The organism is Thermodesulfobacteriota bacterium, assembly GCA_036482575.1.
Taxonomy (GTDB): Bacteria; Desulfobacterota; GWC2-55-46; order GWC2-55-46; family JAUVFY01; genus JAZGJJ01.
In genome coordinates this window covers 1-8,541 of record JAZGJJ010000130.1, presented here as the reverse complement: position 1 = coordinate 8,541, position 8,541 = coordinate 1, and the positions used below count along the sequence as shown (strand labels likewise).

Genomic DNA, 8,541 nt, shown 5'->3' with positions numbered 1-8,541 from the left:
CGCACACGGCCTCTTAGCCTCTTTCGGAATACTCTGGTTCTTCCTGACACTCTCGGTCGAGTCCTCCGTAATCCCGATCCGCGACGTGATATTCGAGCACCGGCTCTACCTGCCGAGCGTCGGGGCGTTCGTCGCCTTCTCGGCCGGGGCGTTTTATTTCCTTGATCGCGCGAAGATAAAGAACCTCTCTGCCGCCGCCGCGATTCTGGCTCTCCTGACCGCCCTACCTCTGGGTGCCGCCGCCTACAAGAGGAACTACGTGTGGCAGGACGAGGTGAGGCTCTGGGAGGATACGGTAAAGAAGAGCCCCCGCGACGCCCGAGCGCGGAACAGCCTCGGCCTTGCCTATAACAAGCGGGGGATGACGGACGAGGCCATAAGGGAACTCAAGGAGGTGCTAAAGCTCTCCTACGGTTACGCGAACGCCCACAACAACCTCGGGCTTGCCTACCTGAGGCAGGGGCGGCTCGCCGAAGCGATAGGCCAGCTCCGCCTTGCCGTCAAGTTCGACCCCGGTTACGTCGACGCCCATAATAACCTCGGCAACGCCTATGCCGCGACGGGCATGATACTTAAGGCCGTGGAGGAGTTGGAGCTCGTGGTAAAGCTCGCCCCGCATGTGGGCGAGGGACACGGCAACCTCGGCAACGCCTACGCCATGCTCGGCCGGACGGACGAAGCCATAGCCGAGTACAGGGAGGCGCTCCGGCTCCGGCCCGATTTAGTGGACACCCACCTGAACCTGGCCCTGGCCTTCGCGGCAAAGGGGATGCGGGATGAGGCGTTAAGGGAGCTCGAAATCGTGCTGAGACTGAACCCCGGTGACGGCGAGGCGCTAAAGCTCCGTGCCTCCCTTACCGGACGGTAGAGGAGTAGCGGTGTATACGGGCCGGATGGAAAAGATGGAAAAAAAGGAAAAAAAGGAAGATAAAAGGAATGGCAACGGGATCTTTTTCGAGGCTGCGTCCTATTTCCTGCTTGCCGTTATAGTGCTTCTCTCCCTGGCCACCTACGACAGGAACCGTGCGTTCGAAAACGACCTGACCCTCTGGGAGGATGCGGCCTCCAAGGGAGGGGGTAAGTGGAGGCCGCACAATAACTTCGGCCTCGCCCTGGAGAGGGCAGGGCAACTGGACATGGCCATCGAGGAGTACGGAGAGGCACTCAGGCTGGAGTACGGGAGCATCGAGCCCCGCGTCAACCGGGGCCGCGCCTATGCCATGAAGGGGAGGCTGAACGACGCTGTAATGGACCTGAAGATGGTTTTGTTCTTTGCCCCGGGTCAGGTCGAGGCCCATAACAACCTGGGGAATGTTTACGCCATGCTCGGCCGTGCCGACGATGCCATAACGGAGTACCGGGAGGCAGTAAAACTCCGGCCCGGCCTCCTCTCCGCACGTTTCAACCTGGCAATGCTCTACATGAAGAAGGGGATGAAGGAGGAGGCGATAGGCGAGCTTGAAACGGTGCTCAGGCTTAACCCCGGTGACGGAGAGGCGCGGAGGCTCCTCGACGAACTGCGCGCCGTGCGCCCTTAACCCGAAGCCGATTCCCGGACCGCCTTCTTGCTTTTGAAGAGCTCCTTGTGTTTCGCGAGGTAATAGACTATGGCGCAGTTAAGCACCAGTATCGATATCATCGTGACCGTTAGTTTTTCGGCTACCTTGTAGAGCTCGAAGGGTATGAAGATGGAGGTGGCCACCACCGTAAGCCACTCGGCCCAGCGCCTCCTCAGGTGCAGCCCCCAGCACTCCACTACGTTCAACACTCCGACAAGGAAGATCCCGCCCGCGATTACCATGATCAAGGTATTGTCGATACTGTCGGAGAACTCCTTCAGGGGGGCGGTGAGGTAGTATTCGTCCAGGTTTATTCCGTAGGTGTTGGCGAGCTCGGTCCCCAGGGCCTCTATGTCCCGGTCTAGAAGGCCCAGGAGCCCTATGGGAATCACTAGCTCCATGACCCCCAGGAGGCCCTTGTAGATGATGATGAACTTTAGGAAACCTTCCTTTTTCTTTTCCATTTTTTCCATCGGTCCGATGGCTTCCCGGTCATTCATCCCGGCATTCATTCCGGCGGTCTTATGCTGACGCCCTTTTCCATGAGGTGGCGCTTCGCCTCGGGTATGGTGAACTCCGCGAAGTGGAATATTGAGGCGGCAAGTGCGGCGTCCGCCATGCCGTCGGTAAACGCCTCGTAGAGGTGGTCGAGCGTACCGGCGCCGCCCGAGGCTATGACCGGTATCGATACCTTCCCGGATACGGCGCTCGTTAGCGCGAGGTCGTAGCCGTCCCTGGTGCCGTCCTTGTCCATGCTGGTCAGGAGTATCTCCCCGGCCCCGAGCCCCTGGACCCTGGCGACCCACTCGACGGCGTCCATGCCCGTTGGGTTTCTGCCGCCGTGGGTATAGACCTCCCAGCGGCCTTGTCCCGAACTCTTCGCGTCTATGGCTACCACTATGCACTGCGAGCCGAACCTCTCGGACGCCTTCCTTACGAACTCGGGGTCATCAACGGCCGAGGTGTTTATCGAGACCTTGTCCGCGCCGGCATGCAGGAGGTCCCTTATATCCTCGACCGTCCTTATGCCGCCGCCTATGGTAACGGGCATGAAGACCTCGGCGGCGGTCCTCTCGGCGATGTCTATTATGGTCTTACGCTCCTCGTGCGAGGCGGTTATGTCGAGGAAGACCAGTTCGTCGGCGCCCTGCTCCTCGTAGGCCACGGCACACTCCACCGGGTCGCCCGCGTCCCGGAGCTCGACGAAGCTTATGCCCTTCACGACGCGCCCCTCCTTTACGTCGAGGCACGGTATTATTCGTTTCGTAAGCATCTATCAGCTGTTGTGTTTTATGGCCTCGGCGAGGTCCACGTTGCCGGCGTAGAGCGCCTTGCCTACTATAACGCCCGTGAGGTTGCCGCAGTCCCGTGACAGGGCCGTTATGTCGTCCATCGACGAAACCCCGCCCGAGGCGACCACCGGGATGTCGACGGCCGCTACCATCTCCCTCATGGCGCCTACGTTCGGGCCTTCGAGCATGCCGTCCTTCGAGATGTCGGTGTATATGATGCACGACACCCCGCACCCTTCGAACTCTTTCGCGAGCTCGATCGCGTCCTTGGTGGTCACGTCGACCCAGCCTTTTATGGCCACCATGCCGTCCTTGGCGTCTATGCCGACGGCTATCCTGCCGGGGTACTTCTTCGCGAGCGAGCTTACGAGCTCCGGTTTCTCATAGGCGGCCGTCCCTATGATGACGCGCCTTACGCCGTCGAGCGACAGGTACCTTTCGGCGGTCTCCTCGTCCCTTATGCCGCCGCCTATCTGTACGCCTCGGTGTATGGAGGAGACTATATTCTCTATCGTATCGAAGTTAACGGGGCTCCCCTCCACTGCGGCGTCGAGGTCGACAAGGTGTATGAGCGAGGCGCCGGCCTCCTCCCACCTCTTCGCCACCTCCACCGGGTCTTCGGAATATACGGTTTCCTCGTCCATCTTTCCCTGCCTGAGCCTGACGCACCTTCCCCCCTTTATGTCTATGGCCGGGATAACTATCACCGTCAGCTTACCTCCTTGAAGTTTTTCAGCACCCGGAGTCCAACCCTCTGGCTCTTTTCCGGGTGGAACTGGCACGCGAAGATATTATCCCTTGCTATGCTGCTTGTAAAGTCCAACCCGTAGCGGGTGGTCGTAAGACTTATCGACCCGTCTTCGGGTACGGCGTAGTAGGAGTGCACGAAGTAGAAGAATTTATTTCCTTCCCCTTTCCCGTCTTCCTCCAGCCCCTTTAGAAGAGGGGACTCCTTTTTTATCTCCACGTCGTTCCAGCCCATGTGCGGGACCTTGAGCTCCGTATCCCCTTGAAGGAGGGGGGAGGGGAACCTCTTCACCTTCCCCTTTATCAGGCCGAGCCCCCTGTGCGTACCGAACTCCTCACTCTCTTCGAAGAGGAGCTGCAGACCCAGGCATATGCCGAGGAACGGTTTCCCGGCCTCGATGCCCCTTATGACCGGCTCCACCAACCCGTAGTCTTCGAGCTTCCGCATGCAGTCCTTGAAGGCCCCGACCCCGGGGAGCACGATGTGGCTCGCGTCCCGGATGGCGGACGGGTCCCTTGTAACCACGGCCTCGGCGCCCACCCGTTCAAGGGCCTTGGCCACGCTCCTCAGGTTCCCCATATCGTAGTCTACTATCGCTATCATAAACACCCTTTACTATGATGGGGCAGGGGAGGGGGTGGGGGGTGAAGGTGAAAGGGAAAGTGGAAATGGAAAAAAGTTAAAACTTTCCCTTGGTGGACATCGCCCCCTTGATCCTCTTGTCCTTTGCCACTGCCTCGGCGAGCGCCCTGCCGAGCGCCTTGTAGACGGCCTCCACCGAGTGGTGGAGGTCTTTTCCGTAGTGGAGCATTACGTGCAGGTCCGCCCCGGCGTTATTGGAAAAGGCCTTCATGAACTCCTCGGCGAGGTCCATGCCGAACTCGTCCTTTCTTCCCCGGCGGCTTACGCCGGAGGATTTCTTGGCGACGGTATAGACTAAGTTCGGCCTGCCGCCAAGGTCGAGCACCACGGTGGCGAGCGCGTCCATCATGGGCACGTCCGCGCGGCCGTACCTCTTTATGCCGGCCTTCGTCTTGAGCGCCTTCTTAAGCGCCTCGCCGAGAGAGAGGCCCACGTCCTCCACCGTGTGGTGGAAGTCCACCTCTATGTCGCCCTTTGCCCGTACCTTGAGGTCGAAGAGGCCGTGCCTCGCGAAGAGTGCGAGCATGTGGTCGAAGAACGGTATCCCGGTCTTCACGTCGTGCTTGCCCGTTCCGTCGAGGTTTAGCTCAAGGGCTATATCCGTCTCGGTAGTCTTCCTCTTTACCTTCCCTTTTCTCTGGGCCTTCGCAGACATGTTGCCTCCTTACTTCTTCGTTCGTCTTATAGTGACGCTCTTTGCGTGGGCCTCGAGCCCCTCTACCCGGGCGAACCGCTCGATCGACGGGGCGAGCGAGAGGAACTCCTCCTTTGAGAACTGTATCACGCTGGACCGTTTTATAAAATCGTACACCCCGAGCGGGGACGAAAAGCGCGCGGTCCCGCCCGTCGGAAGCGTGTGGTTCGGCCCGGCCAGGTAGTCGCCCCCGGCCTCGGGCGAATAGGCGCCGAGGAATATCGCCCCGGCGTTACGGATGCGTCCGAGGAGGTCGAGCGGCTTCTCGACGAAGAGTTCCAGGTGCTCGGGGGCTATCCGGTTCGAGATCTCTGCGGCCCTCCTGAGGGTCCGGGCTATGAATATCGTTCCGTAGTCGGCTATGGACTTTTCGGCTATGGCCCGCCTCTTGAGTTTTTTAAGCTGCTTCGCGGTCTCTTTTCTTACGGCCTCGGCCATCTTCTTAGAGGTCGTTATGAGCACGCTCGATGCGAGCTCGTCGTGCTCGGCCTGGCCGAGGAGGTCCGCGGCTATCCACGCGGGGTCGCCCGTGCCGTCGTTTATTATGAGTATCTCGCTCGGTCCGGCGATCATGTCTATATCGACGGCGCCGAAGACGAGCCGCTTTGCCGTCACAACATATACGTTCCCCGGACCTACTATCTTATCGACCCGGGGGACCGTCCTCGTGCCGTAGGCGAGCGCGGCCACGGCCTGAGCGCCGCCGACCCGCATGACCCTCTTCACCCCGGCGACCTTCGCCGCCGCGAGCACGTGCGGGCTTATGCCTCTCTTGCCCCCCTTGCCCCCCTTGCCCGGAGGTGTGACCATTACGACCTCGTCCACCCCGGCCACCCTTGCGGGGATGGCGTTCATGAGGACGGTCGAGGGGTAGGCTGCCTTGCCGCCGGGTACGTAGATGCCGACCCTCTCAAGCGGCGTAATCCTCTGGCCGAGCATCGAGCCCCTATCGTCCTTTATAAACCACGAGCCCCGGGTCTGCCTCCTGTGGAAGGTCTCTATCCTCGATGCGGCGAACTCCATGAGCTTGAGGTCCTTTTTGGATACCTTCTTAATGGCCGCGTTTATCGCTCTCGCGCTCACCTCGATCTTCCCCTTGAGGTCGACGCCATCAAACTTCTTCGTATATTCGGCAAGCGCCCTGTCGCCCCCTTTCCTGACGTCGGCGATTATGGACCTTACCGCGCCCTCGACCTCGGGGTCGTCGGCGGCGCCCCGCTCCATGATGCCCCGGAGGACCGAGGGGAAGCGTTTATCTCCCGTCGCGATTACCTTCATCTCATTTCTTTCCACTTTTTCCATTTTTCCCGGTCTTCCCTGACACGGCCCCGGAGAGCCTGTCTATCACCTCTTTTACCCTCTTCGGCTTTGTCTTAAGGCTCGCCCTGTTGCAGACGAGCCTGGAGGTCACCTCCATTATGCAGTCGACCTCGACGAGCCCGTTCTGCTTGAGCGTCTCTCCGGTCTCCACGAGGTCCACTATCCTCTCGGAGAGTCCGAGGATGGGAGCGACCTCTATGGAGCCGTAGAGCTTTATTATTTCGACCTGCACGCCCCTCTTCTGGAAGTACTTGAGCGTAAGCTCGGGGTACTTCGTACCCACGCGGATGTGCGTCCACCTTTCGGGGTTGTCTCTCTTCCTTAGCTCTTTCGGCTCGGCCACGACCATCCTGCAGCGGCCTATGCCGAGGTCGAGCGGCTCGTAGAGTTCCTTTGCCTGTTCCGCGAGGACGTCCTTTCCGGCGACACCCATGTCGGCCGCGCCGTACTCGACGTAGGTGGGCACGTCCTGGGCCCGGAGGACCATGAACTTGAGGCACTCCTTCTTATCCTCGAAGATGAGCGAGCGGTCGTCGTTCCGGGCGCCGCTTACGTCGAATCCGGCGGCGGTGAATATGGCGGCCGCCTCGTCGAGTATCCTGCCCTTGGGGATCGCTATGGTCAGGGTGTCTTTGGTTTTGTTCTTCATGTCGTGGTTAATCCGAAACCCTTTTTATGCTGGCCCCCAGCGCGTTGAGTTTCCTCTCCAGCCCGTCGTAGCCCCTGTCGAGGTGGTATATCCTCGAGACCTCCGTCGTCCCGTCGGCGACGAGCCCCGCCAGCACGAGCGAGGCGCTGGCACGGAGGTCGGTCGCCATAAGCTGCGCGCCGCCGAGGCGCCGCACCCCTTTTACTATCGCGTTCCTGCCGTCGACCCTTATGTCCGCGCCCATGCGCTTGAGTTCGTCCACATGCATGAACCTGTTCTCGAAGACCGTCTCCGTTATAACGCTAAGGCCGTTGGAGACCGCCATCATCGCAGTCATCTGGGCCTGCATGTCCGTGGGGAAGCCCGGGTAAGGCGAGGTCTTTACGTCAACGCTCCTTATCGGGTAGTCGCCCGTTACCCTTACGCCCCCGTCTTCTTCGGCTATCCCGGCCCCGACCCCGACGAGCTTCGTGCATATGGCGTCGAGATGATTCATGGGGCAGTTCTTTATAAGTACGTTCCCTTTGGTCATGGCCGAGGCCACCATGAGCGTGCCGGCCTCGATACGGTCGGGGATTACCTCGTGCTCAAGGGGCCTGAGTTCCTTGACCCCCTCTACCCTTATGGTGTCCGTGCCGGCGCCAGTTATCACGGCGCCCATCTTGCGGAGGGCTTCCGCGAGTTCGACTACCTCGGGCTCGAGGGCCGCGTTCTCAATGACCGTCTCACCGTCGGCGTATACGGCCGCGAGCATGAGGTTCTCGGTCCCCGTGACCGTCGGTATGTCGAGGTATATCCTGGCCCCCCGGAGTTTTTTGGCCGTTACGTTTATGTAGCCCTGCTCTATGGAGACCTCGGCACCCATCTTCTCGAGCCCCGCGAGGTGCAGGTTTACCGGCCGGGCCCCTATGGCGCATCCCCCCGGAAGGCTCACCCGCGCCCGTTTGAATCTCGCCACCAGGGGGCCGAGCACCAGAACGGAGGCCCGCATGGTCTTGACGAGCTCGTAGGGGGCCTCGGGGGTTATCCCGTCCCCGGCCTCTATCTCGATGTCGCCGCCGCCGTCCGTTACGAGGGCGTCCCCGCTCACGGTGCAGCCCATATGGACGAGGAGCTCCCCGAACGTCTCGATATCTTTAAGGGCCGGTACGTTGCCGATCCTGTGCCTGCCGCCCGTAAGGAGCGTTGCCGCCATGAGCGGGAGCGCGGCGTTCTTGGCCCCGCTTACCTCGACCTCTCCGACCAGCCTGCATCCGCCCTCGATTATGAATTTATCCATAGTGGTGCGCTTACCGGTTTACGGCCTCCGACTGCACCTTAAGGGCCTCGGCCTGATGCCAGGCGATTATGGTGTCGGTGAGCTCCGTTATGTCGCCCTCCATTATCTCGGTAAGGCTGTGGAGGGTAAGCCCGATGCGGTGGTCGGTGACGCGGTTCTGCGGGAAGTTGTAGGTCCTTATCTTCTCGCTCCTGTCGCCCGTGCCCACCTGCCCCTTTCGCTCGCTTGCTATGCGCTGCTGCTGTTCCCTTATCTTTATGTCAAGGAGGCGGCTTCTGAGTATCTTCATGGCCTTCTGGCGGTTTTTGTGCTGGCTCTTCTCGTCCTGGCACGAGACCGCTATCCCCGAGGGGATGTG

The 8,541-nt window shown here is 60.5% G+C and carries 11 protein-coding genes; 2 read left to right on the top strand and 9 right to left on the bottom strand.

The features are described 5' to 3' along the window. Positions 1–868: tetratricopeptide repeat protein (locus V3W31_05820; protein MEE9614459.1), on the top strand; the 868-nt coding region annotated here is incomplete at its 5' end. A gap of 34 nt (positions 869–902) precedes the next feature. Then, the gene (locus tag V3W31_05815; protein MEE9614458.1) at positions 903–1,538 is read left to right on the top strand and encodes a tetratricopeptide repeat protein; all 636 of its coding nucleotides are present in this window, start codon (positions 903–905) and stop codon (positions 1,536–1,538) included. Here the strand turns inward: V3W31_05815 and V3W31_05810 are convergent. The 9 genes from V3W31_05810 to V3W31_05770 all read right to left on the bottom strand — a co-directional run. Then, a complete protein-coding gene (locus V3W31_05810; protein MEE9614457.1) occupies positions 1,535–2,032 on the bottom strand; it encodes a DUF2127 domain-containing protein in 498 nt (165 codons plus the stop codon). The genes V3W31_05815 and V3W31_05810 overlap by 4 nt on opposite strands. 35 nt (positions 2,033–2,067) lie before the next feature. After that, positions 2,068–2,832: an imidazole glycerol phosphate synthase subunit HisF gene (hisF, locus tag V3W31_05805; GenBank protein MEE9614456.1), complete on the bottom strand. Its 765-nt coding sequence runs from the start codon at positions 2,830–2,832 to the stop codon at positions 2,068–2,070. Positions 2,833–2,835: 3 nt separating this feature from the next. Next, positions 2,836–3,558, bottom strand: coding sequence for a 1-(5-phosphoribosyl)-5-[(5-phosphoribosylamino)methylideneamino]imidazole-4-carboxamide isomerase (gene hisA / locus V3W31_05800; protein MEE9614455.1), 723 nt, complete (start codon positions 3,556–3,558; stop codon positions 2,836–2,838). A gap of 2 nt (positions 3,559–3,560) precedes the next feature. Then, positions 3,561–4,208 carry an imidazole glycerol phosphate synthase subunit HisH gene (gene hisH / locus V3W31_05795; GenBank protein MEE9614454.1) on the bottom strand — a complete coding sequence of 216 codons (648 nt, stop codon included), beginning with the start codon at positions 4,206–4,208 and terminating at the stop codon, positions 3,561–3,563. 70 nt (positions 4,209–4,278) lie between these two features. After that, positions 4,279–4,896 (bottom strand): imidazoleglycerol-phosphate dehydratase HisB, encoded by a 618-nt coding sequence (gene hisB, locus V3W31_05790; GenBank protein ID MEE9614453.1) that lies wholly within the window; start codon positions 4,894–4,896, stop codon positions 4,279–4,281. 9 nt (positions 4,897–4,905) lie between these two features. Further along, positions 4,906–6,237 (bottom strand): histidinol dehydrogenase, encoded by a 1,332-nt coding sequence (gene hisD / locus V3W31_05785; protein ID MEE9614452.1) that lies wholly within the window; start codon positions 6,235–6,237, stop codon positions 4,906–4,908. Further along, positions 6,215–6,904 (bottom strand): ATP phosphoribosyltransferase, encoded by a 690-nt coding sequence (gene hisG / locus V3W31_05780; GenBank protein ID MEE9614451.1) that lies wholly within the window; start codon positions 6,902–6,904, stop codon positions 6,215–6,217. The genes hisD and hisG overlap by 23 nt, the downstream gene beginning before the upstream one ends. Positions 6,905–6,911: 7 nt before the next feature. Continuing rightward, positions 6,912–8,183: a UDP-N-acetylglucosamine 1-carboxyvinyltransferase gene (murA, locus tag V3W31_05775; protein MEE9614450.1), complete on the bottom strand. Its 1,272-nt coding sequence runs from the start codon at positions 8,181–8,183 to the stop codon at positions 6,912–6,914. 10 nt (positions 8,184–8,193) lie between these two features. Beyond that, the coding region (locus tag V3W31_05770) for a peptide chain release factor-like protein (GenBank protein ID MEE9614449.1) at positions 8,194–8,541 on the bottom strand (348 nt) is incomplete at its 5' end.

Coding starts and splice junctions, on each gene's coding strand:
- V3W31_05810 (MEE9614457.1), bottom strand. CDS start 2,032: ATGGAAAAAATGGAAAAGAAAAAGGAAGGTTTCCTAAAGTTCATCATC.
- V3W31_05815 (MEE9614458.1), top strand. CDS start 903: ATGGAAAAAAAGGAAAAAAAGGAAGATAAAAGGAATGGCAACGGGATC.
- hisF (MEE9614456.1), bottom strand. CDS start 2,832: ATGCTTACGAAACGAATAATACCGTGCCTCGACGTAAAGGAGGGGCGC.
- murA (MEE9614450.1), bottom strand. CDS start 8,183: ATGGATAAATTCATAATCGAGGGCGGATGCAGGCTGGTCGGAGAGGTC.
- hisG (MEE9614451.1), bottom strand. CDS start 6,904: ATGAAGAACAAAACCAAAGACACCCTGACCATAGCGATCCCCAAGGGC.
- hisB (MEE9614453.1), bottom strand. CDS start 4,896: ATGTCTGCGAAGGCCCAGAGAAAAGGGAAGGTAAAGAGGAAGACTACC.
- hisD (MEE9614452.1), bottom strand. CDS start 6,237: ATGGAAAAAGTGGAAAGAAATGAGATGAAGGTAATCGCGACGGGAGAT.